The sequence below is a fragment of the Brachybacterium sp. AOP29-B2-41 genome (assembly GCF_052378395.1).
In the GTDB taxonomy this organism is placed as follows: Bacteria; Actinomycetota; Actinomycetes; order Actinomycetales; family Dermabacteraceae; genus Brachybacterium.
In genome coordinates this window covers 1-26,978 of the sequence record NZ_JBQSXR010000015.1, presented here as the reverse complement: position 1 = coordinate 26,978, position 26,978 = coordinate 1, and the positions used below count along the sequence as shown (strand labels likewise).

General features: G+C 69.2%; 24 protein-coding genes and 1 pseudogene. 12 read left to right on the top strand and 13 right to left on the bottom strand.

What is annotated here, in order from left to right; genetic code table 11:
* Window positions 1–4: 4 nt before the first annotated feature.
* The 5 genes from ACT3T9_RS14090 to ACT3T9_RS14070 all read right to left on the bottom strand — a co-directional run bounded on the left by ACT3T9_RS14090 (window position 5) and on the right by ACT3T9_RS14070 (window position 4,794).
* Entirely contained in the window at window positions 5–1,561 is a 1,557-nt protein-coding gene (locus ACT3T9_RS14090; RefSeq protein WP_444606819.1) for an ABC transporter substrate-binding protein, read from the bottom strand.
* 391 nt (window positions 1,562–1,952) lie between these two features.
* The gene (locus ACT3T9_RS14085; protein WP_444606818.1) at window positions 1,953–2,948 is read right to left on the bottom strand and encodes a LacI family DNA-binding transcriptional regulator; all 996 of its coding nucleotides are present in this window, start codon (window positions 2,946–2,948) and stop codon (window positions 1,953–1,955) included.
* A gap of 80 nt (window positions 2,949–3,028) precedes the next feature.
* Window positions 3,029–3,154: a hypothetical protein gene (locus tag ACT3T9_RS14080; protein ID WP_444606817.1), complete on the bottom strand. Its 126-nt coding sequence runs from the start codon at window positions 3,152–3,154 to the stop codon at window positions 3,029–3,031.
* A gap of 8 nt (window positions 3,155–3,162) precedes the next feature.
* Window positions 3,163–4,236 (bottom strand): SDR family NAD(P)-dependent oxidoreductase, encoded by a 1,074-nt coding sequence (locus ACT3T9_RS14075; RefSeq protein ID WP_444606816.1) that lies wholly within the window; start codon window positions 4,234–4,236, stop codon window positions 3,163–3,165.
* A gap of 60 nt (window positions 4,237–4,296) precedes the next feature.
* Window positions 4,297–4,794: a MarR family winged helix-turn-helix transcriptional regulator gene (locus ACT3T9_RS14070; protein WP_444606815.1), complete on the bottom strand. Its 498-nt coding sequence runs from the start codon at window positions 4,792–4,794 to the stop codon at window positions 4,297–4,299.
* A 113-nt stretch (window positions 4,795–4,907) separates the two neighbouring features.
* Between ACT3T9_RS14070 and ACT3T9_RS14065 the strand changes: the two genes are divergently transcribed.
* Window positions 4,908–6,371 carry an MFS transporter gene (locus ACT3T9_RS14065; protein ID WP_444606814.1) on the top strand — a complete coding sequence of 488 codons (1,464 nt, stop codon included), beginning with the start codon at window positions 4,908–4,910 and terminating at the stop codon, window positions 6,369–6,371.
* A 130-nt stretch (window positions 6,372–6,501) separates the two neighbouring features.
* Here the strand turns inward: ACT3T9_RS14065 and ACT3T9_RS14060 are convergent, their stop codons facing one another.
* Entirely contained in the window at window positions 6,502–8,175 is a 1,674-nt protein-coding gene (locus ACT3T9_RS14060) for an alpha-N-arabinofuranosidase (protein ID WP_444606813.1), read from the bottom strand.
* 80 nt (window positions 8,176–8,255) lie between these two features.
* On the bottom strand, window positions 8,256–9,776 hold the full coding sequence (arfA, locus tag ACT3T9_RS14055; protein WP_444606812.1) for an arabinosylfuranosidase ArfA: 1,521 nt from the start codon (window positions 9,774–9,776) through the stop codon (window positions 8,256–8,258).
* Window positions 9,777–9,986: 210 nt separating this feature from the next.
* On the opposite strand from arfA, the gene ACT3T9_RS14050 reads away from it, so the two are divergent.
* From ACT3T9_RS14050 to ACT3T9_RS14040, 3 genes are read left to right on the top strand one after another with little or no spacing between them, the layout of a single operon-like run.
* The gene (locus ACT3T9_RS14050; protein ID WP_444606811.1) at window positions 9,987–11,129 is read left to right on the top strand and encodes a LacI family DNA-binding transcriptional regulator; all 1,143 of its coding nucleotides are present in this window, start codon (window positions 9,987–9,989) and stop codon (window positions 11,127–11,129) included.
* Window positions 11,130–11,133: 4 nt separating this feature from the next.
* A complete protein-coding gene (locus ACT3T9_RS14045; protein ID WP_444606810.1) occupies window positions 11,134–11,937 on the top strand; it encodes a thymidylate synthase in 804 nt (267 codons plus the stop codon).
* Complete coding sequence (locus tag ACT3T9_RS14040) at window positions 11,934–12,563, top strand: dihydrofolate reductase (RefSeq protein WP_345075578.1); 630 nt, start codon at window positions 11,934–11,936, stop codon at window positions 12,561–12,563. The genes ACT3T9_RS14045 and ACT3T9_RS14040 overlap by 4 nt, the downstream gene beginning before the upstream one ends.
* A gap of 34 nt (window positions 12,564–12,597) precedes the next feature.
* Here the strand turns inward: ACT3T9_RS14040 and ACT3T9_RS14035 are convergent, their stop codons facing one another.
* On the bottom strand, window positions 12,598–13,257 hold the full coding sequence (locus ACT3T9_RS14035; RefSeq protein WP_444601216.1) for a hypothetical protein: 660 nt from the start codon (window positions 13,255–13,257) through the stop codon (window positions 12,598–12,600).
* A 163-nt stretch (window positions 13,258–13,420) separates the two neighbouring features.
* Between ACT3T9_RS14035 and ACT3T9_RS14030 the strand changes: the two genes are divergently transcribed.
* The 6 genes from ACT3T9_RS14030 to ACT3T9_RS14005 all read left to right on the top strand — a co-directional run bounded on the left by ACT3T9_RS14030 (window position 13,421) and on the right by ACT3T9_RS14005 (window position 21,304).
* The gene (locus ACT3T9_RS14030) at window positions 13,421–14,443 is read left to right on the top strand and encodes a LacI family DNA-binding transcriptional regulator (protein ID WP_444606809.1); all 1,023 of its coding nucleotides are present in this window, start codon (window positions 13,421–13,423) and stop codon (window positions 14,441–14,443) included.
* A 72-nt stretch (window positions 14,444–14,515) separates the two neighbouring features.
* A complete protein-coding gene (locus ACT3T9_RS14025; RefSeq protein ID WP_444606808.1) occupies window positions 14,516–16,159 on the top strand; it encodes a xylulokinase in 1,644 nt (547 codons plus the stop codon).
* 51 nt (window positions 16,160–16,210) lie between these two features.
* On the top strand, window positions 16,211–16,930 hold the full coding sequence (locus ACT3T9_RS14020; protein ID WP_345075587.1) for an L-ribulose-5-phosphate 4-epimerase: 720 nt from the start codon (window positions 16,211–16,213) through the stop codon (window positions 16,928–16,930).
* A 46-nt stretch (window positions 16,931–16,976) separates the two neighbouring features.
* Window positions 16,977–18,485 carry an L-arabinose isomerase gene (araA, locus tag ACT3T9_RS14015; RefSeq protein ID WP_444606807.1) on the top strand — a complete coding sequence of 503 codons (1,509 nt, stop codon included), beginning with the start codon at window positions 16,977–16,979 and terminating at the stop codon, window positions 18,483–18,485.
* 157 nt (window positions 18,486–18,642) lie between these two features.
* The gene (locus ACT3T9_RS14010) at window positions 18,643–19,947 is read left to right on the top strand and encodes a D-arabinono-1,4-lactone oxidase (protein WP_345075590.1); all 1,305 of its coding nucleotides are present in this window, start codon (window positions 18,643–18,645) and stop codon (window positions 19,945–19,947) included.
* 4 nt (window positions 19,948–19,951) lie between these two features.
* Window positions 19,952–21,304 (top strand): glycoside hydrolase family 27 protein, encoded by a 1,353-nt coding sequence (locus tag ACT3T9_RS14005; RefSeq protein WP_345075591.1) that lies wholly within the window; start codon window positions 19,952–19,954, stop codon window positions 21,302–21,304.
* Between the two features lie 48 nt (window positions 21,305–21,352).
* Here ACT3T9_RS14005 and ACT3T9_RS14000 read toward each other — a convergent pair whose 3' ends face one another.
* Window positions 21,353–22,033 carry a response regulator transcription factor gene (locus tag ACT3T9_RS14000; protein ID WP_345075592.1) on the bottom strand — a complete coding sequence of 227 codons (681 nt, stop codon included), beginning with the start codon at window positions 22,031–22,033 and terminating at the stop codon, window positions 21,353–21,355.
* A 433-nt stretch (window positions 22,034–22,466) separates the two neighbouring features.
* Window positions 22,467–22,700, bottom strand: a complete 234-nt coding sequence (locus ACT3T9_RS13995; RefSeq protein ID WP_441445849.1) for a hypothetical protein — start codon at window positions 22,698–22,700, stop codon at window positions 22,467–22,469.
* A gap of 479 nt (window positions 22,701–23,179) precedes the next feature.
* Between ACT3T9_RS13995 and ACT3T9_RS13990 the strand changes: the two genes are divergently transcribed.
* A complete protein-coding gene (locus tag ACT3T9_RS13990; protein ID WP_444606806.1) occupies window positions 23,180–24,364 on the top strand; it encodes a sensor histidine kinase in 1,185 nt (394 codons plus the stop codon).
* 156 nt (window positions 24,365–24,520) lie between these two features.
* Here the strand turns inward: ACT3T9_RS13990 and ACT3T9_RS13985 are convergent, their stop codons facing one another.
* From ACT3T9_RS13985 to ACT3T9_RS13975, 3 genes are all read right to left on the bottom strand, one after another.
* Window positions 24,521–24,748: a hypothetical protein gene (locus ACT3T9_RS13985; protein ID WP_345075597.1), complete on the bottom strand. Its 228-nt coding sequence runs from the start codon at window positions 24,746–24,748 to the stop codon at window positions 24,521–24,523.
* Window positions 24,749–24,791: 43 nt separating this feature from the next.
* Entirely contained in the window at window positions 24,792–25,355 is a 564-nt protein-coding gene (locus ACT3T9_RS13980) for a hypothetical protein (RefSeq protein ID WP_345075598.1), read from the bottom strand.
* Between the two features lie 198 nt (window positions 25,356–25,553).
* Window positions 25,554–26,396: a DUF1206 domain-containing protein gene (locus ACT3T9_RS13975; protein WP_444606805.1), complete on the bottom strand. Its 843-nt coding sequence runs from the start codon at window positions 26,394–26,396 to the stop codon at window positions 25,554–25,556.
* 119 nt (window positions 26,397–26,515) lie between these two features.
* On the opposite strand from ACT3T9_RS13975, the pseudogene ACT3T9_RS13970 reads away from it, so the two are divergent.
* Window positions 26,516–26,978: pseudogene (locus ACT3T9_RS13970) on the top strand (integrase core domain-containing protein); the annotation flags it as partial.

The following is a 26,978-nucleotide window of genomic DNA, read 5'->3' as shown; positions in this document are numbered from 1 at the left end:
GCGATCAGCTCCCGAAGTCGAACAGGCCGATGGTGGAAGGGATCCCACTGCGGGTCGCCACGGTCACGCCGTCGCGGGCCGCCCAGCTCTGGCCGGTGAAGGCGAGCGGGACTTCGAGCGCCTCCTGCACCGCATGCGCGTTGAGCGTGCGGTAGGCCTCTACGGCATCGTCGAACTCGACGGTCGTGTTGATGGTCGTGAAGGCCTCTTCGAGGATTGGATCCACGTAGTTCCGGGGATTGCCGAAACCGCCCTGGGCGTAGTGATAGAAGGCATCGGCCGGATCGGAGTTGACACCGACGATCTGCACGGACAGCGGGAAGTCGCCGGAGAGATGCGCGGACTGCGCCTGCTGGGGCGGGACCGACACCCACTCGAGCTCGAGACCCGCGTCCTGGAAGGCCTGAGACAGCGCCGGCTCGAAGGGCGTGGACAGGAAGGTGCTCGGGATCTGGAAGACCGTCCCGGTCGCGCCGGCCTCCTCGACCAGCCCGGCGGCGGCGGCCGCATCGTGGGGAAAGGTCTGATCGAGGGCGGGATCGTTCACCTCGCCGTCGGGGCCGAAGACCTGCTGGGTGGCCAGTCCCTGGCCGCCCAGCAGCCCGGTGACGATGTCGTCCCGGTCGACCGCGTGGTTGAGGGCCTGTCGCACCCGGACATCCCCGAGGGCGGGCCACTGCTCGCCGCCGCGGTCCAGGATGTCGAGCACCACCAGGGAGCTCGCCGGGATCTCGGAGATCGTGAAGGTCTCCTGGTCGAGCTGCGCCAGCATCTGCGCGCGCACGCTCGCGGCGTCGATCTCGCCGGCCTGCAGCGCGTTGAACGAGGCCGTCGCATCCTGGAGCACGCGGACCGTGAAGGTCGACACGGGCAGCGCCGCCGCGTTCCAGTGGTCCTCCCGCTTCTTCAGGACGTAGCTGGTCCCGGGGACCGAGGCGGCCACGTCCAAGGTGAAGGGGCCGGACCCGACGGGATCGGTCGCCGTGCGCTCCTCGTCGAGCGTCGGCGGGTGCCCGATCGCCCCGGCACCGAGGGTCAGGTTGTACACGAACTGCGGGTCATAGGCGCTGAAGCGCACCTCGACGGTGAGATCGTCGGCGGCGACGACCTCCTCGACCGCGTCGTACTTCGCCTGCACCGGTCCGGGCGTGGCCCGGGTCCGCTCCATGGTCGCGGCCACGGCCGCGGCATCGACCGGGGAGCCGTCGCTGAACGTCATCCCCTCGCGCAGCGTGAGGGTGAGGATCGTGCCGTCCGAGGAGTGCTCGAAGCTCTCGGCGGCGTGCGGGATGACGTCCCCTGTCTCGCGATCGCGGGTCAGGAGCGTGTCGAGGACCGAGGCCCAGACGAACATCTGCTGCCCGTCGACGAGCTGGGCGGGATCCAGTGAGTTCGGTCCGGACTGGACGGCGATCGCGAAGGTCCGCTCGCTCCCGCCGGCGGATTCACCGGCGGGGTCCGCGCCGCCGCTCCCGCTGCAACCCGCGAGAAGGGCGAGGCCGGGAGCCGCTGCGGCAAGACCGAGAGCCGTCCGGCGCGTGGTGCGGGGGGTTGTGGTCATGGGCATTCTCCTTTGAATGGACGGGTGGCGGGCCGGTCCGGCCCATGCCCTGTGGCATCTCGTCGAGCACAAGCCCATCAGGTCGATCACCCCGTTGTCAACCGATTGCCAGAATGCGACCCGGATTGATACCTGGCCGTGACATCGGGGGCTGCCGTACGCCTGTTGAGATGGAGGTGCGAAGAAACGTCACCTCAGCACCCTTGCTTGGCAATCGCTTCTCGCTATCGAGCGCAGAATGGTGTCGCCGCAGTGAGGGCAGGGCGTCGAGAGCACGCCGGGCATGGCCGGGGGCATGCCGAGCAGGTGGTGCCGGCCCCCACGGAGCGAGGGAACCCGCTGGCTTCACGCCGGGCGGAGCCCGATGGTCATCGCGCGCCGACCCTCGGAGTCAGCGCGGAGACGGCCCCGTGGAATCGCGCGGCACGAAGGTCACAGGATGCATGGCGTCGCCGGGCGGCGCGTCCTCGAACAGGGCGATCAGACGATCGATGGCCGCGGCACCCAGCTCCCCGGACGGCGGACGGATGGTGGACAGGGTCGGGATCACGAAGTCGGCGCCGTAGACGTCGTCGTACCCGACCAGGCTGAACTCCTCCGGGACGCGGCAGGCGACGGCGTGCGCCGCATGGAGGATGCTGACCGCGATCAGGTCGTTGAACGTGAACACGGCGCTCGCACCACTGCCGCGGACGGCCTCCAGGTTCTCGGCCCCGTCCGCGCGGGCGAGCCCACCGGAGCCGATGTCCGCGACGCTCATCCCCTGCTCCGTGGCCGCGCGCCGCAGCGCTGCGCGGCGCTGCGCGCCGACCCAGGTCTCCTGGGGGCCGTCGAGGAAGGCGAGGTCGCGATGGCCGAGTCTGTGCAGATGCGCGACCGCCGCCCGATACCCCGGGTCGACGTCAGGGTTGAGGGACGCCACGCTCACCCCGTGGCGATTGATGAGCACGACGGGACGGCGCTCGGCCACGCGCCGGATCGCCTCCTCGTCCACGCTCGCGGAGACGAGGACCAGTCCGTCGACAGACGGCGGGAGGCGCTGCAGCACATCCTGCTCCTGATCGGGACGATGCCCGGTCTCCGCGATGAGGATCGTCAGTCCTTCGGCCGTGGCCGCGTTCTCCACCCCGCGGATGATGTCGGCGAAGATCGGATGGTTGATCGCCGGGACCACCAGGCCGATGCTCCCCGTCCTGCCGGTATGGAGCGCCCGGGCCGTGGGGTTCGCCTCGTACTGCAGCATCCGTGCCGCATCTTTGATGCGCTGCTCGGTCTCGCTGTTGAGGCGGCCCGGCTTGCCCAGTCCCCGGGAGACGGTCGATGGGCTCAAGTTCGTGAGGCGGGCGATGTCGTAGATCGTGACGCCCTTGGAGGATCGGCCGTTCATGATCAGGGATCATATCGGTCGCACTCGGCTGACCTCGACGCGGAGGACGACCGGGACACCAGGTGCGACCGCACCAGGAGTCACTCCACGAGCGTGATGGCCGCCGCGGGGCGCCGCAGGAACTCGGCCACCGCGAGCCCGGCGACTGACGCTCCGACGACGACGACCGACGCGTCCTCGGGACGGCGATCAGCCGCCTTGGGCATCTCGAAGCTCACTGCACCGACCAGCCACCATCGGAAGGCAGCACGACACCGTTGATGTTGCGCGCGTCGTCGCTGAGCATCCAGGTGATGGAGGCTGCGAGGGTCTCCGCGTCGGCGACCGGCGGGATCATCCGCAGGAACGGTCCGATGCGGGCCTCGGAGAATTCCGAGGCGAAGCGGCCTTCGATCCCGGTGGCCACCGGCCCGGGGGCGACGGCGTTCACACGGATCCCGTGCGGTGCGTACAGGAACGCGGCACTGCGGGTGAGGCCGACGACGGCATGCTTGGAGACGGTGTATGCGGTGCCCGCGGCGCTCCCCCGCAGGGAGGCCTCGGAGGCGACGTTCACGATCGCCCCGCCACCGGCCTCGATCATGCCCGGGACGAGCGCTCGCATCAGGCGGAAGGGGCCATCGACGTTGACGGACATGACCCGCCCCCACACCTCGTCGTCCGTCTCGTGGAGCGGGCGGTGGCCGTCGGTGATGCCCGCGACGTTGGCGAGACCGTGCACGGCGCCGCCGGCCGCGGCGATGATCGCGTCGATGCCCTCCGCGGCGGTGATGTCCGCGACGACCGGGACCACAGCGCCCTCGGCGTGCGCGCCGACGAGCGCGGCGAGGGCACCCTCGGCGATGTCGACCGCGATCACGCGGCCTCCCTCGGCGAGGACCCTGCGCGCGGTTGCCCGGCCGATGCCGGAGGCGGCACCGGTGACCACGACCGTGCGACCGGTGAAGCGCTGCGCGGAGAGCGCCGGATCGTCCTCGACGACCAGCTCGCCGTCGTTCGCGCCGCGCACCAGCTGATCGACCACCTCCTGCGTGAAGCGACCGCGGCTGGCCTCGACCAGGTTCTGCAGCGGCAGCTCGAGGGCGGGGGCGAGGCTCGATTCATCGATCCCTCCCTGCTCGAGGAGGCCGCGCAGCAGCGGCCCTCCGACAGGGCTCGCGAGCCATTGCCCGATGGTCGTCCGGCCGGTCAGGGGGTCGTCTCGTGGTTCATGTCCGGGTCCTCTCAGGGTCGCCTCGCGGCGTTCGTCGCGTGCTGTCAGTGTGGTGGCATCCGCAGGGCGCGGCATCCGCTGATCGGAGCGGGCCGAGTACTGCCTGGGCAGTACACGGGGTCAGGACCGCGTGGTTCAGCGCGAGTCGCCGCGCGGCACCGCGGCACCATAGGCGCCCAGGTAGAGATCCATGAGCCGCAGGAACGTCTCCGCGTCCTCCTCGCTCATCGCGCCCAGCGCGGCCTCATATCCGTTCAGTGAGATCGCGAGATCCGCCTCGAAGGCGTCGCGTCCCGCAGCGGTGCGCGCGAAGCGGTAGGCGGTATCGCCCGCCTCCCGCTTCCGATCCAGCAGGCCCTCGGCGACCACGGCGTTCATCTGCCGGTTGACCGTGGACTGCTCGAGGCCGAGCTCGTGGGCGACGTCCTTGAGCGTGCGCGACGCGTTGTCGGAGAACAGCCAGAGGATGCGGAGATCCGCCGTTCCCAGCGACATGGCCTGCTCGTGCTCGCGGCGGTGCCGATCGAGCTTCCAGAACAACCCGGCCAGGTGCCGGCCCCGATCGTGCCGCGCCATGCTCTCTCCGGCGATGCGCCCGCCGTCGGCGCTCCGGTCGTCGGTGCGTCCGCCCATCCCAGTCCCTCCCTCTCATCCGGTTGTGCACCCCACAGTAGTTATGTAATCTACATACCAACCCGATATGTATCTTACATAAACTGCTGTCCGACCTGATCCGGAGAGTCCTGATGAACCAAGACACCGACGCCGCGGCGTCCCGCGGCACCGCTCGCCATCCGATCGCGATCCTCCTCGTCGCCGGCTTCTCCAGCCTGTGCGCCGCGCTCATGCAATCGCTCGTGATCCCGATCCAGCCCGCGCTGCCCGAGATGCTCGGCACCTCCGGCTCCAACGCTGCCTGGGTGATCACCGCGACGCTGCTCGCCGGCGGCGTCGCCATGCCGGTCTCCGGCAAGCTCGCAGACCTCTACGGCCGCAAACCCGTGCTGGTCATCTCGGCATTGATCCTGCTGCTCGGCTCGCTGATCTGTGCGCTCGGGGACTCCCTGGCCCCTGTCCTCGTGGGACGCGCCCTCCAGGGCTTCGCCATGGGCTACATCCCCGTCGCGATCAGCTTCGTGCGCGAGGTGATGCCTCCGCACCTGCGCAACACCGCCGTCGCCGGGATCAGCGCCACGCTCGGTGTCGGCGGTGCGCTCGGCCTGCCGATCGCCGCCTGGATCGCCCAGTCCTACGACTGGCATGCCCTGTTCTGGCTGGCCAGCGCGCTCGCAGTGATCATGGTGATCGCCACCGTCGTGGTGATGCCGCATCGCCCCGCCGCACAGTCCGGAAAGCTCGACGTGATCGGCGCCCTCGGGATGGCGGTCGGCGTGATCGCCCTGCTGGTCGGCGTCTCCAAGGGCAACGACTGGGGCTGGACCAGCCCCGCGACGCTCGGCGCGATCCTCGGCGGCATCGTCGTGCTGCTGCTGTGGGGCCGCTTCGAGGTGGGCCAGAAGAATCCCCTGGTGGACCTGCGCACCTCCGCCCGACGCCCGATCCTGCTCACGAACATCGCGGCGCTCATGGCCGGCTTCGGCATGATGGCGCAGTCGATCGTCGTGCCCCAGCTGCTGCAGGCGCCGGACTCCACCGGCTACGGCCTCGGGCAGACGATGCTGCAGGCCGGGCTCTGGATGGCTCCGGCCGGTCTGATGATGCTGGCCTTCACCCCGATCTCCAGCCGCATGCTCACACGCCTGGGCGGACGCGTCACCCTGGCCACCGGCATGACGGTGCTGGCCTGCGGCTACCTCGTCGCCTTTTTCCTCACCGAGGCGCCGTGGCAGCTCATGCTCGCCTCCTGCATCTCCTCTGCCGGCGTGGGCATCGCCTACGCCGCCATGCCGACGCTGATCATGGAGAACTCCCCCGCCTCCGAGGCCGGGGCCGGCGTGGGCGTGAACGCGCTCATGCGCTCGATGGGGACGACGATCGCGGGCGCCGTGATGGCGATCGTGCTCACCTCGATCACGACGACCGCGGGCGGCATGGAGCTGCCCACGGTCACCGCGTTCAAGATCTGCTTCCTGCTCGGTGCGGTCGCCGGCCTCGGTGCGGCCGTGGTCACGCTGTTCATCAAGCGCGGCGCCCCGGAGCAGCCCGAGCCAGAGTTCGCGGAGGCGTCGGCCGAGCACGTCGCGGCCTGACTCCTGCCCGTCCGTCGACGGCAGCAGAATCAGCGGCCGTGGCGCTCCCATCGTGCGCACGCATGAGCATCCCCTCTGTGCTGTCGGCATGCGGGGCGCATACCGACAGCTCAGAGGGGATACTGGTCAGTCACATCGTCTGGCGGAGCTCAGTGGAGGCCCGCGCGGCGTCACTCCCCAGCTGCAGCTCCACCGTCGCGAAGGAGTGCGGCGGCAGGGTGATCTCGAGGCCTCGCTCATGCTCGCGCACCGCCTCGAGCGCGACCGGGGCGACCGCCTCGGGCTGCTCGGGCGTGTTGTGCGCGGCGGAGCTCGCGCCCGTGAGCACGGTCGCCGTGTGACCGGTGACGGAGCGGCCGCGCAGGTCCAGCACCAGGGTGCGCTCCTCGGCGTGGTCGAGGTTCGACAGCGAGATCAGCGCCGTCTTCCCCGTGGTCGAGGCGGAGGCGGAGAGCATCGGCAGCGCGCGGCCGTCGACCTCGGCGACCTCCTCGGGCAGCAGCACGTGGGCGGCGAGCGCGCGGGCGTCCTGGTGCCCGGCGTTCATCGCGAACACGTGGTAGGTCGGGGTGAGCACGAGCGCGCCGGTCTCAGGATCGGTGAGGATCATCGCCTGCAGCACGTTCACGGTCTGCGCGATGTTGGCCATGATCAGGCGGTCCGCGTGGCGGTGGAAGCCGTCGAAGTGGATGCTCGCCACGAGCGCGTCACGCACGGTGTTCTGCTGGTACAGGAAACCGGGGTTGGTGCCGGGCTCCACGTTCCACCAGGTGCCCCACTCGTCGAAGACCAGGCCCACCTTCTTGTGCGGGTCGTAATGGTCCATCACCGTGGCGTGGCGGGCCACGAGCTCCTCGGCGTGGGCGGCGCGGGAGAGGGTGCGGTACCACTCCTCCTCGGTGAACTCGGTGGCGGAGCCCTTGTCCTGCCAGGGCCCGGACATCGTGTAGTAGTGCATCGAGATCGCCTGATACGGGCCGGCCTTGCCCTCCCGCTTCTCGAGGTTCGTCGCCGCGCGCATGAGCGCCTCGGTCCAGGCGTAGTCGTGGTCGCTGGCACCAGCGGCGATGCGGGTGACCTCGTTGCCCGCATGGTCACGCACATAGGTGGAGTACTGGCGGGCGAGCGCCGCATAGTCCTCGGCGCGCATGTTGCCGCCGCAGCCCCAGGCCTCGTTGCCGATGCCGAAGTAGGGCACCTTCCACGGCTCGTCGCGGCCGTTCTCGCGACGCAGGGAGGCCATCGGCGAGTCATCGGCGCGGGTGAGGTACTCGATCCACTCGCTCATCTCGCGCACGGTGCCGGAGCCGACGTTGCCGTTGACGTAGGCCTCGGTGCCGAGCAGCTCGACGAGGTCCATGAACTCGTGGGTGCCGAAGGAGTTGTCCTCGACGATGTCGCCCCAGTGGGAGTTCACCATCTGCGGGCGCTGCTCGCGCGGGCCGATCCCGTCCTTCCAGTGGTAGTCGTCGGCGAAGCAGCCGCCGGGCCAGCGCAGGTTCGGGATCTGCAGTGCGCGCAGCGCCGCCACCACGTCGTCGCGGATGCCGCGGGTGTTCGGGATCTCGGAGTCCTCCCCCACGTAGAAGCCCTCGTAGATGCAGCGGCCCAGGTGCTCGGCGAAATGGCCGTAGAGGTGGCGGCTGATGGTCACGCCGGGGAGGTCGAGGTCCACGACCACACGGGCGGGGCCGTCGGTGCGGGCGGCCGACGGTCCGGTCGAGCCGCTTGCGCGGGAGCCAGGGGTGGTCGCGGTGAGCGCAGAGGTGAGGTCGGCGGAGAGAGTGGGGACGGAGTCGGTCATGGGTGCTCCTGAGGCAGTGGTGCGGAAGCGGGTATGGGCGGGGGCCGACGGACCGGCTGATCCGTCGGCCCCCGAGAAGATCAGGCCGAAGGACGGGCCAGGCGCACGAGCGACCAGGAGATCGCTGGCAGCGCGCCGACCAGGCGGCCACCCTCGAGGCGCACCGAGTCGTTGGCCTGCGGCGCCACGGTGTCCGGGGCGTCCTGGGTGTTGGCCGCGTAGGGGTCCTCGTGATGCAGGGTCACGGCCTCGATCAGCTCGAGGTCACCGAAGGAGGAGAGGTCCGCGTCGAGCGCGAGCTCCTCGGCGGTGCCGCGGTTGACGACGAACACGGACAGCGCGCCGTCCTCCTCGTCCCAGGTCGCGACGGCGTCAGCCGCGGAGCTGGTGCCGAAGCGGGCGTTCTCGAAGGTGGGCGCGTCCAGGCGCACATCGAGCACCTCGCCCCGGGCGTGCTGGGAGGTGAGCGCGAAGGGGTGGAAGGTGGTCTGCTTCCAGGCTGCGCCGCCGGGCTCTGTCATGATCGGGGCGATCACGTTGACCAGCTGGGCCAGGGAGGCCGAGGCGACGCGGTCGCTGTGGCGCAGCAGGGAGATCAGCAGGTTGCCGAAGACCACCGCGTCCATCGCGTTGTAGGTGTCCTCGAGCAGCACCGGCGCGACGGGCCAGTCGTCCCCGCTCGGGGGGCGGGACTCGGCGCGGTGCTGGTACCAGACGTTCCACTCGTCGAAGCTGACCATGATGCGCTTGTCCTTCTTGAGCTTCGCGCGCACGTGATCGGCCGTCGCGACGACGGCGTCGATGAAGTGGTCCATGTCGTCCGCCGAGGCGAGGAAGGAGGCCTGGTCGCCGTCCTTCTCCGCGTAGTAGGCGTGGGCGGAGATCATGTCGACGTGGTCGTAGGCCTCGGTGAGGACCGTGCTCTCCCAGGCCGCGAAGGTCTCCATCGAGGAGCTCGAGGAGCCGCAGGCGATGAGCTCGAGGTTCGGGTCCTCCTGGCGCATGGCGCGGGCAGCCTCGGTGGCGACGCGCGCATACTCCTCGGCGGTCTTGTGGCCGGTCTGCCAGGGGCCGTCCATCTCGTTGCCCAGGCACCACATGCGGATGTCGTGGGACTCGGGGTGGCCGTTGGCGGCGCGCTGGTCCGAGAGGGCGATGCCCTGGGGGGCGTTCGCGTACTGGAGCACGTCGAGCGCCTCCTCGACCCCGCGGGTGCCGAGGTTGATCGCGTACATCGGCTCGACCTCCGCCTTCTTCGCCCAGGCCATGAACTCGTCCAGGCCCACGGTGTTGGGGTCGGTGGAGTGCCAGGCGAGGTCGTGGCGGGCGGGGCGGTCCTCGACCGGGCCCACGCCGTCCTCCCACTTGTAGCCGGAGACGAAGTTGCCGCCGGGATAGCGCACGGAGCTCACGCCGAGCTCGCGGGTGAGGGCGAGGACGTCGGTGCGGAAGCCGTCTTCGTCGGCCTCGGGGTGGTCCGGCTCGAAGATGCCGGTGTAGACGCAGCGGCCGAGGTGCTCGACGAAGGCGCCGAAGGTGCGGCGGCGCACGGGGGCGACCCGGAAGGCGGGGTCGATGGTGAGGGTGACCTGCGATGACATCAGTGTCTGCGTCCTTCATGAGGGAGGGGCACGGGTGCGCGCACGGGGCGCGGCGGCCAGATCTGCAACGTTGGAAGAAGCTTTCCACAGCCGGGTCGCGGCGTCAACGCGTATCCGCGCGACGCACGTCGGACGCAGACGAGCGACGCCCCAAGTGCCGTCTCTCCCAGGAGGCTCCGCAGAGGACCAGCTGAATGCGAGAATCAGTGCATGCCTCCCCGCTCGCCCTCCGCTCAGCGGCGTCCGCCTGCGCTGCGCGACGTCGCCGAGCTCGCGGGCGTCTCGATCAAGACCGTCTCCAACGTGGTCAACGACTACCCGCACGTGCGGGAATCCACCCGCGAGAAGGTGCGCGAGGCGATCCTGCAGGTCGGCTACCGGCCCCAACTGGCCGCCCGGCAGCTGCGCACCGGCGCCTCCCAGATGATCACCCTCGCGGTGCCCTCCCTGGCCTTCTCCTACTTCTCGGACCTCGCCCAGCACTTCATCGATGAGGCGCAGGACCGCGGGCAGACCGTCGTGCTGCACTCGACCTCCGCAGGTCGCGAGGCGGAACGCACCGTGCTCGAGGGGTTCAAGCAGGTGTTCGGCGATGGGGTGATCTTCAATCCGCTGCTGCTGGAGGAGGAGCACTTCGCGCAGATGGAGCGCACCACCCAGCCCACCGTGTTCATCGGGGAGCATCTGCCCGAGCAGCTCCCCGAGGGCTGCGACTATGTGCGCATCGACAATCAGAGCGCCGCCTTCGACGCGACCTCGCACCTGATCGAGACGGGGCGCCGGCACCTCGCGTTCATCGGCAAGATCGACACCGCCCAGGGCCTGCAGCCGCACAGCTCGGGCTCCCTGCGCCGCGACGGCTTCCTCGCCGCCCTGCGCGAGCACGGCCTGCGCGCCGACGACGCCGTGGTGCAGGCGGTGGATGCCTGGCACCGGCCCGACGGCTTCGCTGCCGCGAACGCGCTGCTGGAGCGGATGCCGGAGGTGGACGGACTCGTCTGCGGCAACGACGAGCTGGCGATCGGCGCGCTCGCCGCCCTGCGCCGCCAGGGGCGCCGCGTCCCGGAGGACGTCGCTGTCACCGGTTACGACGACACCCCCGATGCCCCGTACGCGTCGCCGCCGCTGACCACGATCTCGCCGGACAAAGCCGCCCTCGTCCGCACCACCTTGGACCTGCTCGGAGAGCGGATTCTGGGCTATGACGGCCCGCCGCGCGTGGTCGACACCCCGTACTCGCTCGTGGTGCGCGGCTCGACGCTCGCCGCCGCCGAAACTCCCGCCGCTGAGGCTCCCGCAGCCGGAGTTCCAGTAACTGCAGCCATGACCACTGACCGCCCCGAGAAGGAGTGACGCAATGACCGTCCCCACCCCCTACGAGGACCTGCTGCGCGAGGTCATGGAGACCGGCAACGCCAAGAGCGACCGCACCGGCACCGGCACCCGCAGCCTGTTCGGCAAGCAGATCCGCTTCGACCTCTCCGAGGGCTTCCCGCTGATCACCACCAAACGGGTGCACACCCGCTCGATCATCCTCGAGCTGCTGTGGTTCCTGCGCGGCGACACCAATGTGCGCTGGCTGCAGGAGCGCGGGGTGACCATCTGGGACGAGTGGGCCGACAAGAACGGCGACCTCGGCCCGGTCTACGGCGCGCAGTGGCGCTCCTGGCCCAGCCCGGACGGCGGGGTGATCGACCAGATCAGCGACGTCATCGAGCAGATCCGCACCAATCCCGACTCGCGGCGACTCATCGTCTCGGCCTGGAACCCGGCGGAGATCCCGAAGATGGCGCTCGCCCCCTGCCACGCGCTCTTCCAGTTCGAGGTGCACGACGGGAAGCTCTCCTGCCAGCTGTACCAGCGCAGCGCCGACCTGTTCCTCGGGGTGCCCTTCAACATCGCGAGCTATGCGCTGCTGACGCACATGATCGCCCAGCAGACCGACCTCGAGGTCGGGGACTTCATCTGGACCGGCGGGGACTGCCACATCTACGACAACCACCACGAGCAGGTCACCCGGCAGCTCGGGCGCGATGCGTTCCCGTCCCCGACGCTGCGGATCGCGCGCCGGCCGGAGTCGATCTTCGACTACGAGCTCGAGGACTTCGAGATCCTCGACTACCAGCACCACAAGGGCATCAAGGCCCCGGTGGCGGTGTGAGCACAGCGGGCGAGAGCACGAAGGCCGACGGTGCGGCGCCGCCGCGAGTCGTCGCTCCGCAGATCGGTCTGATCTGGGCGCAGGCTCGGGACGGCGTGATCGGCGCCGGCGGCACCATGCCCTGGCACCTGCCGGAAGACCTGAAGCACTTCTCCCGCACCACGAAGGGCTCCCCGGTGGTGATGGGCCGGCGCACCTGGCAGTCGTTCCCTGAGAAGTTCCGGCCGCTGCCGGGCCGCACCAATGTCGTCATCACCCGTGATGATGCCTTCGCGGAGGCCGGTGCGGTGCGGGCACGGAGCCTGCCCGATGCCCTCCGGATCGCGCGCGAGGTGCTCGCCGACGAGGCGGGCACGCCTCCCGCCCCGCACGCTGCCCGCCCGGACGCCGCCAGCCCGATGATCTGGGTGATCGGCGGCGGCGCGGTCTACCGCGAGGCGATCGCGGAGGCCGACCTGCTGGTGGTCACCGAGATCGACCTCGAGGTCGACGGGGACACCACTGCCCCGGAGATCCCGTCGGCCTTCCACCTTGCCGCCACCGATGCTGCAGTGTCCGATCCCGCCGGCGGCTGGCACGAGGCGGCCAGCGGCACCCGCTACCGGGTCCTCAGCTACCGGCGCTGAGCTGCGCTTCCCTCACCCCGCCGCACGGTGGTCCTCACCCGTCGACCCGTTGGGGCACTCCCAGCGGGTTCGCATCCCTCAGGGGCTCGGGGAGCAGCACCTCGGGGAAGTTCTGATAGGCCACCGGCCGCTGGAACCGCGAGATCGCCGCGGTGCCGACCGATGTCGTGGTCGGTGCGGTGGTCGCGGGATAGGGGCCGCCATGCTGCTGGGCGTGGGTGACGGAGACGCCCGTCGGCCATTCGTTCCACAGCAGGCGCCCGGCCCTCTCGCGCAAGAGGGGAAGGAGCTCTCGCGAGAGCTCCAGGTCTTCCTCGTCCTCGTCTCCGATGAGGGTCGCCGTGAGCTGGCCCGGAAGTCTCGCCGCCAGGTCGAGGACGTCGGACGGGTCGTCGTACTCCACCACCAGCCCCGCCGGGCCGAACATCTCTGTCACCAGGCCCTCGACGTCAGAGAGGACTTCCTCGATCCGCGCCACCAGCAGGGTGACGCCGACGGAACCTGCACTTCGCTCGGTCCTGGCCGTGAGCTCGTAGACCCCGGAGTGAGCGGAGACCCTCTCGAGTTCCGTGAGGTAGGCATCGTGCGTCCGGGTGTTCAGCAGGGGCGCCTCCCCCGTGGTCTCGAGCTTTCCGAGCTCCTGGAGGACAGCGGTGCCGGCCGGGACCAGAACGCCTCGAATGCTAACGTTCACATGCCCGTGTGTCACCCCTCCGAGGCCGCTGCGGGTCACGAATCAGCAACGGACATATCGCCGGACCGGGGCGCGACGGCACGTTGCTCTGATGTGAATCGATCTTGCAGGCCACCGCCTCACCTGCAGCCCATATACCCCGTCCTGGAAAGGAGATATCCCCGTGGCTCCCACCCTGCGCCGCCCCTCCATGGCGGATGTCGCCGGCCGCGCCGGGGTCTCCTACCAGACCGTCTCGCGAGTGCTCAACGAACCGCAGATCGTGCGCCCGGACACCCGTGCCCGCGTGCTCGCAGCGATCTCCGAGCTGGGCTACACCCGCAACCGCGCGGCCAGAGCGCTGAAAACCACGCGCTCCTCCCTGATCGGGCTGCTCAACGACGGCTCCTCCCTGTTCGGGCCGACGGAGACGACCACCGCCATCGAGGCCGCTGCACGTCGAGCCGGCTACTCGATGCTGCTGACCACCGTCGGTCCCGACGCAGACAGCAGCCCCCAGATCGGAGCCGAGCTGCTGGGCACCGGTGTGGACGGCATCCTGGTGGTCGCCGCCCATGAGGGCATGGTCCCGGCGGTCGCCTCGCTGTCACGCTCGACCCCCGTCGTCGCCGTCACCGCGGTGCCGGCCCGGAACCCGGAGGTCCAGGTCGTCGGGGTGGACCAGCACCTTGGAGCACACCAGGTCATCGAGCACCTGGCTCGCACCGGAGTGCGCTCAGTGGCGCATATCGCGGGCCCCCAGGACTGGTTCGACGCCTGCGCCCGGCGCGAGGGGTTCGAGCAGGCCCTCGCCCTGCATGGCCTGGACGGAACGGTCGTGGGCCCCGGGGATTGGACCCCGCGCTCCGGCTACGAGCTCGCCAGCGAGCTGGTGCGCAGCGGACTGCCGGACGCGATCTTCGCGGCGAACGACATGATGGCGATCGGCGTGCTCCACGCCCTGCACGAGCACGGCCTGCGAGTGCCGGAGGAGGTCGCGGTGGTGGGCTTCGACAACACGATGGGAGCGGAGTTCCAGATCCCCTCGCTGACCACCGTCGCCCAACCCTTCGCCGAGCTGGGACGCCTCGCCCTCGAGCGCCTGCTGTGCATGCTCGAGGACCGAGAGCCGCCGCCAGGGACGCCCAGCACGCTGCCGCCGCGCCTGGTGGTGCGCCGCTCGACCCTCCCTGAACGCACCCACTGACCTGGTCGGGAGCCGTCGCCTGGTGCCAATGTGAACGTTGACATCGCGTGATTTCCCTGGTGGGATAGGCGCATGACGCACGCCGCCGTGACCCCCTCAGAGCATTCCGACCCCGCCTCCCTGATCGGGGCCGGCCGCGCCCACCTGGGCCTCGAGCTGGGCTCGACCCGCATCAAAGCCGCTCTGATCGACGATGCCGGCACGGTGCTCGCCACCGGTTCCCACACCTGGGAGAACCAGCTCGTGGACGAGAGCTGGACCTACTCCCTGGACAGCGTCTGGACCGGTATCCAGGACTGCTACGCGGATCTGGTGCGCGAGGTGCGTGAGCAGCACGGGGTGGGGCTCACGCAGCTGGCGAGCCTCGGCATCTCCGCGATGATGCACGGCTATCTCCCGCTCGACGCCGACGGCGAGCTGCTCACCCCCTTCCGCACCTGGCGCAACACCTTCACCACCGAGGCCGCCGGCGAGCTCAGCGAGGCCCTCGGTGTGAACATCCCGCTGCGCTGGAGCGTCGCGCATCTGCTGCATGCGATCCGCGGCGGCGAGGAGCACGTGCAGCAGCTGGCGCAGCTCACCACGCTGGCCGGATACGTGCACCGCGAGCTCACGGGGCGGTCCGTGCTCGGCGTCGGCGATGCCAGCGGCATGTTCCCGATCTCCGCCGCCGGCGACGCCTTCGACCCCGCACTTCTGGAGCGGTTCTCCGCCCTGGACGGAGTGGCGGAGCTGCCCTGGGCCCTGCCCGAGGTGCTCCCCGAGGTGCTGTCCGCCGGGCAGGATGCCGGCTCCCTGACCACCGAGGGGGCGGCGCTGCTGGATCCCACCGGCGCGCTGCAGTCCGGCGCGGTCGCCGCGCCTCCCGAGGGGGACGCCGGCACCGGCATGGTCGCCACCCACGCCATCGCCCCGCGCACCGGCAACGTCTCCGCCGGCACCAGCGCCTTCGCCATGGTGGTCCTCGAGGGGCAGCTCTCCGGCCCGCGCGAGGAGATCGACATGGTCACCACCCCGGCCGGGGATCCGGTCGCGATGATCCACACCAACAACTGCACCACCGACCTCGACGCCTGGCTGGGCCTGTTCAGCCGTTTCGCCGAGTTGCTGGGCCACCCCGTCGGCCCCGAGGAGCTGTACGGCGCACTGTTCGGCGCGGGAGCCCAGGGCGACGCCGACGCCGGCGGAGTGCTGAGCTACAACTACGTCTCCGGCGAGCACCAGACCGGCGTCCCCTCCGGCCGCCCCCTGCTGGTGCGCGAGCAGGAAGCCCGCTTCACCCTCGAGAACTTCATGCGCTCCCAGCTCTACGGCGCCTTCGGGGCGCTCGCCGTGGGCATGGAGGCCCTGCTGAAGGACGAAGGCGTGCAGCTGGACGTGATGTACGCCCACGGCGGCATCTTCGCCACCGCAGGCGTCGCCCAGCAGGTGCTGGCCGACGCGCTCGCCACCCCGGTCGCCGTCGGCGACTCCGCGGCCGAGGGCGGCGCCTGGGGCATGGCCCTGCTCGCCGCCTTCACTGCTCGCGCCCGCGACCAGGGGCAGGAGCAGGGGCAGGCCTCCCTCGGCGACTTCCTGGGCACCGAGATCTTCGCCTCCCAGCAGCTCAGCACCCTCGAGCCCGACGAGGCCGGGATGGCCGGGCACGCCCAGTGGCTGGCCAGCTATCGCACCGGGCTCCCGGTCGAACGGCTCGCCGGCGACCTGCTCAGCTGACCCGGCTGGGCTCGCCTCTTCACTCTTCCCCACGACCTCCCAGGAGCCCTGATGACTCTCGCCCTCGCCACCCTCCCCGTCGATACCCAGGAGGCGGTGGCCGCCACCCGCGAGCGGGTCGCCGCCCTCCACGCCGAGCTGCCCCGCAACGGGCTGGTGGTGTGGACGGCCGGGAACGTCTCCGAACGGGTCCCCGCCACCGCGCCCGAGGTCCCGGGGCTGATGGTCATCAAGCCCTCCGGCGTCTCCTATGACGAGCTCACCGCCGAGACGATGGTGGTCTGCACGCTCGACGGCGTGAAGATCGACGACGGCACCCCCGACACGCTGACCCCCTCCTCGGACACCGCCGCCCACGCCTACGTCTACTCCTACCTGCCCGAGGTGGGCGGGGTCGTGCACACACACTCGACCTACGCCACCGCCTGGGCCGCTCGCGCCGAAGAGATCCCCTGCGTGCTGACGATGATGGCCGACGAGTTCGGCGGCCCCGTGCCCGTCGGCCCCTTCGCCGTGATCGGCGACGACTCGATCGGCCGCGGCATCGTCGAGACGCTCGAAGGCCACCGCAGCCCCGCCGTGCTGATGCAGAACCACGGCCCGTTCACCCTCGGCAAGGACGGCCGCGCCGCGGTGAAGGCCGCCGTGATGGTCGAGGAGGTCGCCCGCACGGTGCACATCTCCCGCCAGCTCGGTGAGCCCCTGCCCATCGAGCCGAGCCTGATCGACTCGCTCTACGACCGCTACCAGAACGTCTACGGCCAGCGCTGACGCCGGCTCCGCCCCCCCTATTCCCCTGAACGACGAGGACACCACCATGCAGAACCCCTTCGAAGCCCGCGAGATCTGGTTCCTGACCGGCAGCCAGGGCCTGTACGGCCCCGAGACGCTCGACCAGGTCGCCGAGCAGTCGCGTGTGATCGCCGAGACCCTCGACGCCGCAGGCGGCATCCCCGTGAAGATCGTCTGGAAGCCGGTGCTCACCGACCGTGACGCGATCCGCGAGACCGCCCTGGCCGCGAACGCCGACCCTGCCTGCGTGGGCGTCATCGCCTGGATGCACACCTTCTCCCCCGCGAAGATGTGGATCCAGGGCCTGGATGCCCTGCGCACCCCGCTGCTGCACCTGCACACCCAGGCGAACGTCGAGCTGCCCTGGTCCAGCATCGACATGGACTTCATGAACCTCAACCAGGCCGCGCACGGCGACCGCGAGTTCGGCTACATCGCCACCCGCCTCGGCGTGAACCGCAAGACCGTCGTGGGCCACTCCTCGGATGAGGGCGTGCAGGACAAGATCGGCCGCTGGGCCCGCGCCGCGACCGGCTGGGCCGAGATGCACTCGCTGAAGCTCGCCCGCTTCGGCGACAACATGCGCGGCGTCGCCGTCACCGAGGGGGACAAGACCGAGGCCGAGCTGCGACTCGGCGTCTCCGTGAACACCTGGGGCGTGAACGACCTGGTCGCCGTGGTCGACGCGGTCGAGGAGAGCGCGATCGACGCACTGGTCGCCGAGTACGAAGAGCTGTACGAGATCGTCCCCGAGCTGAAGCAGGGCGGGGAGCGCCACGACTCGCTGCGCTACGGCGCCCGCCAGGAACTCGGCCTGCGCACCTTCCTCGAGGAGGGCGGCTTCGGCGCCTTCACCACGAACTTCGAGGACCTCGGCGGGCTGCGCCAGCTGCCGGGCCTCGCAGTGCAGCGCCTCATGGCCGACGGCTACGGCTTCGGCGCCGAGGGCGACTGGAAGACCGCGATCCTGGTGCGGGTCGCCGCGGTGATGGGCCACGGCCTGCCCGGCGGCGCCTCCCTGATGGAGGACTACACCTACGAGCTCACCCCCGGCCGCGAGCAGATCCTCGGCGCCCACATGCTCGAGGTCTCCCCCTCGCTGACCACAGCGAAGCCGTCGCTCGAGATCCACCCGCTGGGCCTCGGCGACCGGGAGGACCCGGTGCGCCTGAAGTTCACGGCCGACGCCGGCCCCGCCGTCGTGGTGGCGCTCTCCGACATGCGCGAGCGCTTCCGCCTGGTCGCCAACGTGGTGAAGGTCGTCGAGCCCGCGCAGGAGCTGCCGAAGCTTCCCGTGGCCTGCGCTGTCTGGGAGCCCGCCCCCGACTTCGCGACCTCCGCCGAGTGCTGGCTGACCGCCGGCGCCGCCCATCACACGGTGATGACCACCGCCGTGGGCCTCGAGGTCTGGGAGGACCTCGCGACGATCGGTGATCTCGAGCTCGCGGTCATCGACGAGGACACCACGGTGCGCTCCTTCGCCCAGGAGCTGCGCACCAACCAGGTGTTCTACCGCCTCGGCCAGGGCTTCTGAGCCCCACCTCGTCCCGCCCGCGGGAGAAGCCCCGCCTGCGGGAGAAGCCCGGCCAGCGGGACAAAGTGGGGCGATAGCGCGATCTATCGCCCTACTTTGCCCCGCTGGCCGGCACATTTCGGCAGGATGACGTGACCACCCTCGAAGAGCTGGAGCAATGATGCCCGCTGGGACCCCTTCCGCGCACGCCCCCGATTCCGCGCACACCCGCCCCGGGCGCAGCTGGTCCGGGACCGTGGACTACGGGCCCGGACCGCTGCATGCACCGACCTCGGTCGCGGAGCTGCGCGCGCTGGTGGGCCGCAGCCCAAGGATCCGGGCGCTCGGCACGCGGCACTCCTTCTCCGAGATCGCCGCGAGCGACGCGGACCTGGTCACCCTCGCGCACCTGCCCGCCGATCTCGAGTTCGACGCCGCAGCGCGCACCGTCCGGGTCGCCGCGGCGGTGCGCTACGGGGAGCTCGCGCTCGCGGCGGCCGAGCACGGACTGGCGCTCGCGAACATGGGGTCCCTCCCCCACATCTCGGTGGGCGGGGCGAGTGCGACGGGCACCCATGGCTCGGGGGATGGCAGCCCTTCGCTGGCCTCCTCGGTGCGGGCGATCGAGCTGGTCACCGCAGGCGGGGACCAGCTCACCCTGTCCCGTGACGCGGATCCCGAGGTCTTCGCCGGGGCGGTGCTCTCCCTCGGGATGCTCGGCATCGTCACCTACCTGACCCTGGACCTGGTGCCCGCCGCCCCGATGCGCCAGACCGTCCACCTGGACTTTCCTCCCGAGAGCACGACGGGCGAGGGCATGCTGGCGATGCTCGCGGGCGGGACCAGCGTGAGCCTCTTCCACCACTGGGACGGCCGCATCGACCAGGCCTGGGTGAAGCAGGTGGCGGGGGTCGATGAGGAGCTGCCGGAGCAGTGGCTGGGCGGCCGCCGGGCCCGTCGGCCGGTGCATCCACTGGCGGGGATGCCCGCCGATTTCTGCACCGACCAGACCGGGGAACCCGGCCCCTCCCATGAGCGGCTGCCCCATTTCCGGCTCGAGTTCACTCCGAGCAACGGCGAGGAGATCCAGTCGGAGTACTTCGTGGCGCGCGAGGATCTGGCCGCAGCGGTGGCGGCGGTGAGCGAGCTCGGCGAGCGGATCCGGCCGTTGCTGCATGCCTCCGAGATCCGCACCGTCGCGGCCGACGAGCTGTGGCTCTCCCCCGCCTACCAGCGCGACAGCGCCTGCGTGCACTTCACCTGGAAGCAGCTTCCCGAGCAGGTCACAGCATTGTTGCCCGAGATCGAGGAGCGCCTGGCCCCGTTCGCGCCGCGCCCGCACTGGGGAAAGGTCTTCACCCTCGACCCCGCGCAGGTGCGTGCCCCGTACCCGCGGCTGGAGGACTTCCTCGCGCTGCGCGAGCGGCTGGATCCGGGCCGCGTGTTCACCAATGCCTACGTCGACCGTCTGCTCGGAGAGTGACCCGATGACACCCACGCTCGCAACCACACCCGCCACTGCGCCCAGCACCTCGTCGGCCCGCCCGCCGATGGGCTGGAACTCGTGGGACAGCTTCGGCACCACCGTCACCGAGGAGGAGGTGCTCGCGAACGCCCGCTTCCTCGCGGAGCACCTGGCCCCCTACGGCTGGGACACCGTGGTGATCGACATCGACTGGTCGGACCCGTCGGCCCGTTCCCACGGCTATAACGTCGGCGCCCCGCTCACGATGGACGAGCACGGGCGGCTGCTGCCGGACCCGGTGCGATTCCCGAGCGCCGCGGGCGGCGCCGGCTTCGGACCGCTCGCGGAGCAGATCCACGGCCTCGGGCTGCGGCTGGGCATCCACGTGATGCGCGGGATCCCGCGCCGCGCCGTCGCAGCGAACAGCCCCGTGCTCGGCTCAGAGCTGCGCGCCGGAGACATCGCCGACCCCACGAACTCCTGCGAGTGGAACCCACACATGGTGGGCATCGACCACACGGCGCCCGGTGCGAGCGCCTATTACGACTCGGTGCTCGCGCTGTATGCGGGCTGGGGCGTGGACTTCCTCAAGGTCGATGACATGCTCTGGCCGTACCAGGCCGCCGACATCGAGGCCTTCGCCGGGGCGATCGAGCGCTCCGGGCGGCCGATGCAGCTGTCCCTCTCCCCCGGCCGCGACCTGTCGCTGACCCGCCTGGACCATCTGCGCGAGCACGCGACCATGTGGCGGATCTGCGATGACTTGTGGGATCGGTGGGAGGACGTCGAGGCGAACTTCGCCCGTTTCGCCCGCTGGGCCCCGCACTCGAGCCCGGACGGCTGGGCCGACGGGGACATGCTGCCGCTGGGCCGGATCGGGATCCGGGCCGAGCGCGGCGAGCCCCGCGATGACCTGCTCACGCCCGACGAACGCCGCACCCTCATGACGCTGTGGGTGATCGCCCGCTCCCCGCTCATGGTGGGAGGGGACCTGCCCAGCTCGGATCCCGCGACGATCGCGCTGCTGCAGAACGCCGACGTGCTCGCTGTGCACGCCGGCTCCACCGGCAATCGCGAGGTGTTCCGCGAGGGCGCGCTGATCCTGTGGACGGCCGACGGGCTGGAGGGCGAGCAGTACGTCGGCGCGTTCAATGTGGGTGAGGAGGAGCTCGCGGTGTCGCTGGACAGCCAGGACGTGGGCCTGCCCGCTGCGCTCGTCGGCGAGGTCACCGAGCTGTGGAGCGGGGAGCTCGTGCCGGTGCGTGCGGTCTCCGTGCAGTCCGACGCGGCGCGCGGCGTCGCCCCGGGTTCCAGCGCGATCGACGTGGTGATCCCGCGTCATGGAGCGGTGCTGCTCCGTGGTGACAGGCAGTAGACAGAGCTTTCAGCCCATTCCCCACGTTCTCTCGCACCCGCACGACACCTATTCGCCGTCTCCGACCTCGAGCATATCGACATCGATGACATCATGCGTGATCGCATAAATAAGAACTTGGACGCGATCCCGAACCCGCCACCTCCTCATCAATCGCGTGAGATTCGATTTGATCGTCGGCTCCGACAGATGCAGGGTCGCCGATATCTCCGCATTCGACATCCCGCGCGCGATGAGCCGTACGATAGAGATTTCGCGCGCTGTCAGTTGTTCCGCCATCCTGCGGCCATCATTGCGCAGGGCATCACCACGGATCGTGCTGATCAGTTCGAACGTGATCTCCGGGGAGATCATCGAGCGCCCAGAATGCACCTCTCGGATGGCGGCTACGAGTTCATCCGGCTCCGTGTCCTTCACGAGGTACCCCGACGCCCCGGCACGCAGCGCGGGGACGACGTGCCTCTCGGTGCTCAGCGTGGTCACCGCAAGAACATGCATCTCAGGAAACAGCTCGACAACCTGTCGAGTCGCCTCGACGCCCCCCATCCTCGGCATATGCAGGTCCATCAATATGACATCCGGCCCCAGCTCCCGCGCCAGCGACACCGCCGCCTCCCCGTCGCCGGCCTCGCCGACGACACAGAGATCCACGGCCCCATCGACGAAGAACCTCAAGGCGTGACGGACGAGGGGATCATCGTCGACAAGCAGCACCTGAATTCGCTCCATCCCATCGAGCTTAGCCTCGATCTTTCGTGGGGTCTGCAGGTCAGCCCGGTCGGCGTGGTGACCGATGGTTGCGAGCTGATTCCGACATTGGGGTGTGACGGTCCGCCGCGTGTCGGTCGCGGTGGTCGGGCGTCCAGTGCCAGTGATCCTTGGAGAGGCGGTCAGCGAGGAGTCTGAACCGGCTGTCAGTGTTGGTGGTGGCCGGCCCGGGGCTACCGCAACCACGACCACTATTAGACCTGTATCCCGCTACGCAGCCACCGACGAACACGCCGGCGACGCACCTTGACTCAGCAGGGCACCACACTCAAATGCGAATATCCCCGGAAGTATGGCAGCACCGTGGCCCTCTGGGGGCCGCTGACTTTGTCAGCTTTTCGCCCCTCAGAGGGCCACGTTCTTTCGTAGACAGCGCTGGCGTGACCGCCAGGTCTCACCGGCCCCGATTTCGCCGTTCCTTGACCTGCTCCCATACGAATCCGATAGCGAGCAGAACCGCAATGAAGCCGAGCGTACCGAAGAAAGAGATCACGCCTTCTTTGGGGCCGTCGAAGATCAGGTCGCCGAGGCCGAAGAGCAGCGCAGTCGGAAGACCGACAAGCGCCACGATGCCAATCGCCACCAACCAGGCGAACACCTTGCCGTGTTTGCGTTTCGAATCTGCCATACTTCCGCCTCCTCGACGTCACAGTTCCCCAATAGTACATTGCCGGCTCATCGCATTTGAGGGTGCAGCAGGGGTCTGAAGCCTCCTGATCAGAGGAGGCTGCGGGCGATGTAGTTGGTGAGGTTGCGGAGGCCGCGGGCGGAGCCGCGGAGCGCCTTCACTCATGACGACCCACCCCTCGGACACCTCAACGAGGAAAGCCCGCGGGTAGATCCTCCCGCGGCTGATCACCGGAACTGCATCACCGACACGCGAGGCCATACATAAGTCGCAAGGGTTGATCCAAAAGTGCCCGTCCGACCACACCGATCAGCTGGGACGATCAGGGATCACCGCGCCACCACGAGAGGCTTCAATGAACAACATCCTGTTCCACCTCGCACAAGCATCGCCGGCCGGACAAGTGATGAAATCACTGTGCCGCCTGCTCGGCATCTGCAAGTAGTGACAGACTCCCGCAACTCGCGCATCCTGAGCACATGACGACGGACCGAGCCCGCGGCAGCACGCATCCCCACGGGCCCACATCCGCCGCCATCGAGCAACCGGTCTTCACGGATCTTTCGCGTCGCGGAAGAATTGCCTTGGTCACGATCGTCTCCATCACCGGTGGCGTCGATCTGGTGTTGCACGTCACCGGTACCCCGAACACTTGGCAGAACGCCCTGTCGAGTGCCGTCATGCTTTTCGCCACCGCGCTATTCGGTTGGCAGCCCTTGACCGCGGCGATCCTCCTCCTGATGGGTGCGCTCACCCACATGGCAACGGGCCCCCCAGGCGACGAGCTGCTGCACTTGGCCATCGGCAGCGGGCTGGTTGCGTACACATCCCCGTCCAGATTCACCGCGATCTACGTTTCCGCGGTGATCGGCCTCTCGGCATTTGCTGTGGCAACTTCCAGCTTCTCCGACATCGGAGGCGTGGTCGCGCTCGGACTCGTACTGATCACATGCTCTGGAATCGGCATCGCACTGAGCGCAGCGCATCGCCGCCAACAGCATTTCGCGGCCGACCTCGCCCGTCTCGAGCGTGCGAGGGAAGCTGCGGTCACCACAGAGCGGTTTCGAATCACTGACGAACTCCATGACACCATCGCCCGAAATATCACGCTGATAGCAATGCATGTTCGTGTTCTCGAGCGCGTCCGTGATCAAGAGGGTCGAGACGCCTCCCAGGAGGTCATCCGAAACAGTGCAGATCAAGCCCTCGCCGATATCCGGCGACTTCTACGCGTGGCCAACGACTCGCAAGCCGGCGGCGAACATATGCCTGAGACCGTCGCCGTGGGCCACGCACTCAAGGAGGCGGAGCGCGAGCTGACAGCCCTCGGCGCGACCGTGGAGATAGTCCAGCGCGGACCCCTCAACGCATCATCCTCCGTGGAGCACGCGACCGTGCGCATCGTCAGGGAAGCCGTCACGAACATCATCAAACACGGTCCGACCAGTCCCCATGTCTCCATCGACCTGCGCGCGGACGACCACGGGATTCGACTTGGCATCAGCAATTCCCTATCGGGCACCACCAGCCCTGAAGATTTCCCGCGAACATCCGGCTACGGTCTCGCGCGGCTTCGCGAAAGAGCATCGTTGCTCGGGGGAACACTTGAGACCCAGCAGAGCGGAGAGAGTTTCACACTCATGGCGAGACTTCCCGAAAAGTAGTTCTCCACACAGCCGGCTGCCGACAGCCTGAACTGGGGAGCGTGGCCCCCCTGATGCACGTCGGACTCGCCAGCATCCTCAGATGCTGGCGAGTCCGGCTCCTCTCCTCCGTGCCGCTCATCGCAAAGCTGATCCTCCACCCCCGGGAGTCAGGCTTCACCTGCTACGGGACCGGAAGAGACCCATGCCGCCTCCGACGAGACTCAACGCAGCGGCAATGAGCGCCACAATGCCGAAGAACAGGTTGCGCTCGATGACCAGCGCCCCCAGCCTCACGTCCCCGACAAGCAACCAGATTCCCACCACTGCCATCACTACCCCGAGCAGGATCGCGCTCGACGAACTGCGTGCAGTGCTGCTCCTTCGATCAGATCGGGCAGCCATGGGTCCTCCTTCTTGCCGTCTGGGTCAGGTCGTCTCGGGCCGGTCAGAGTCCGCACGCCGCGAGTGCGGCAACACCCGTCAGCGACTTAGCGAGGTCGATCAGTTCCTTCTCCACGGTACGACCAGCGATGCCGCGGGCACCACGGAAGATCCTCGCAACCAGCGTCGGACCGTACTTCACCGTGAGCTTCCCCAGACGCCAGGCCAGCTTCGCGACGCGCGCGGCCGGGAACACGGTGAGTGCTACGAAGCCGGCGATAGCGGCCGCGCATGCCGCCACGCTCGTCACTCCACTCGGAGTCACGACCCGGATCTGAAGACTTCCGTCGAGGGTATCCTCCTGAGCCAGCGCCATGCTCGCGGTCGACATCTGCCGAAGCTTGTCATCGTCAAGCGTGTAGCCGACCACGTTCCCCTCGCGATCCAGCACCTCATAGATCTTGGTGCCGTCCTCGACCGTTTCGACGACCGTTCCGCGCTTCTGTCCTGCAGGGAGGGCGATCTTCACCGGTGCCGCTGTCGCGACACCTCCGGTCACCGCCACTGCAGGCACCGCAACACATGCGGCGATCAGCGCTCGGCGCCCCACCAGCATCTTCTCCGACATAACTGCCCCTCTTCCCTCTCCGGTTCGTCGAGGCCACTGGACCGTTGCCCCACAAGCAACGTATCGGCCAGCCGGTGAACGGCACCACGTACTTCAGGACCCTTCTCATGCTTCATCAGGAGGACCGCGGCGCGACAAATGGATCGCGTCGTGCGACGTCCGGTGCGGCATCGGGCATGAGCAGCGGACTCAGCCCCCTCACATGGGCGCGTAGCGCGAGCGCAGCACCGCGTAGACGCCGTAGAGCATCAGGCCCACGCCGATCATTGCGAGCACGATCGTGCCGGCGGGCAGCTGTGCCATGGCCTTCAGCGCCCCGTCCAGGCCGCTGGCCTTCTCCGGGTCCGCGCCGAAGGCGGCCCAGCCGAACATCAGGCCGACGCCGAGCAGCGCGATGCCCTTGGCGATATACCCCAGAATGCCGGTCACGACGATCGCCCCGGCGACCCTCTGCCCCGGCGGGATCCGCAGGTCGTCCTCGAAGCTGCGGCTCGCACCCTTGTACACGTGGAAGCAGCCGATGCCGATCACCACCAGCGCCACGACCACGATGAGGACCCGCCCCGCGGCGCTGCCCATCATCCCCGCGGTGAGCTCGGTGGTCTGCTGTCCGGAGTCACTGCCTCCCCCGGCGGCGAAGCGCAACGCGGTCACGGCCAGCGCCGCGTACACCGCGGCCTTGCCGAGGGTCTTGATGATGTGAGCGGCGCGGTCCTTCGCGTCCTGCTTCCCCTTGGCTCCGAACCAGGTCTCGACCAGATGCCAGATCACCAGCGCGGCCATCGCCAGGCCGCCGATCCAGAGCAGGATGTTCCCGCCCGGCGCCGCGGCGAGTGTGCGCAGCGCCCCGGACTGGTCGGCATCCTCGGAGGATCCGCCGAGCGCCATCTGCAGCGTGATCACCCCGATCAGCACATGGACCAGCCCGCTCATCACGAACCCGCCGCGGGCGATGGCCTCGAACGTAGGGTTCTCAGCGACGTCCTCGGCGGCGTTCTCGACAGATTCGGCGCCTTCACGGGCGCTGCGCGCGGGATTCATGGGCCCACTGTAGGAGACCGGGGATCTCGCGCGGACCGGAGATCTCGAAATCAGCGGCGGGAGGCGCTCGATGCCGAATGCGGCACCGCCCAGCCAAGAGCAAGCGCGCCCACCGGCAGAAGGTCGGCTATACCTACCTCCACTCGATGATCGACGGGTACTCCCGTCTGGCCTATACCGAGGCGCTCGAGGACGAGACCGCTGCGACGACCATCGCATTCTTCCACCGCGCCAGGGTGTTCTTCGCTGCCCACGGGATCACGCGGATCTCCCGTCTGATCACGGACAACGGCAAGAACTACACCGCCAAGGCGTTCCGGCGCTCTACCTGCGCGTTCATCGGCCGGCACCAGCGCACCCGGATCTATACGCCCCGCCACAACGGGAAGGTCGAGCGGTTCCAGAGGATCACCGCCGACGAGTTCCTCTACGCAGAGGTGTTCACCTCCGAGCAGGAGCGTCGAAACCGTCACGGCGTCTGGCTGCGCCACTACAACTATCATCGCCCCCACACCGCCTGCGGCGACCAGCCCCCGGCCTCACGCCTCCACGCCCGCGTCGACAACGTCATGACCAACTACA